Raw genomic sequence first — 844 nt, 5'->3', positions numbered from 1 at the left:
TGAACCGTCGTCAACAATGCTTACCTATGCCAGCCCCAACTCTTTTTCGTTTTTTTTCTGACGGTACCAATAGGCCATAAGCTGATGCGCCTCAAAAAGGAGGGTTCTTAAGCCCTCCAGGTAAACCACATATTAAAGTAATTATTGCTACCTCACGCGCCTCGTCATAATCGCTAGCATCACTCTAAAACCAGAGCTTCCATGGCGCTTTATATTCGGATCTTAAAACATATCTTTATATCTATCAGTATTCCACCACGGTACGAATACTTTCGCCCTTCGCCATCATATCGAAGCCCTCGTTAATCCGTTCCAGAGGCAATTTGTGGGTGATTAGATCATCAATATTGATCTTGTGCTCCATGTACCAATCCACAATTTTAGGCACATCCGTGCGGCCACGCGCTCCACCAAAGGCAGACCCGATCCACCGCCGACCAGTAACAAGCTGGAAAGGCCGCGTGCTGATTTCCTGTCCGGCCGCCGCCACCCCAATAATGGTGGAAACACCCCAGCCGCGATGGGCGCATTCCAACGCCTGACGCATCAGCGTGGGGTTGCCAACGCATTCAAACGTATAGTCCGCGCCGCCGTCCGTCAGTTCAATCAGGTGACCCACAACATCTCCGTTCGGGCCAAGATCTTTCGGGTTTACAAAGTCTGTCATGCCGAACTTGCGGGCAATGGCTTCGCGGTCCGGGTTGATGTCCACACCAATGATGCGGTCGGCCCCCACCATTTTGGCTCCCTGAATCACATTCAGCCCAATACCGCCAAGCCCGAAGACCACCACGGTTGAACCCGCTTCCACCTTGGCGGTAAACAACACCGCCCCAATGCCAGT

General features: G+C 52.1%; 1 protein-coding gene. It reads right to left on the bottom strand.

The features are described from left to right. Positions 1–244: 244 nt before the first annotated feature. On the bottom strand, positions 245–844 hold a 600-nt coding region (locus AD944_RS00180; RefSeq protein ID WP_156477208.1), incomplete at its 5' end, for a zinc-binding dehydrogenase.

This window comes from Acetobacter tropicalis, from assembly GCF_001580915.1.
GTDB classification, from domain to species: Bacteria; Pseudomonadota; Alphaproteobacteria; order Acetobacterales; family Acetobacteraceae; genus Acetobacter; species Acetobacter tropicalis.
Note: the sequence above shows the minus strand (reverse complement) of the source record. Positions and strands in the feature narration are given on the sequence as shown.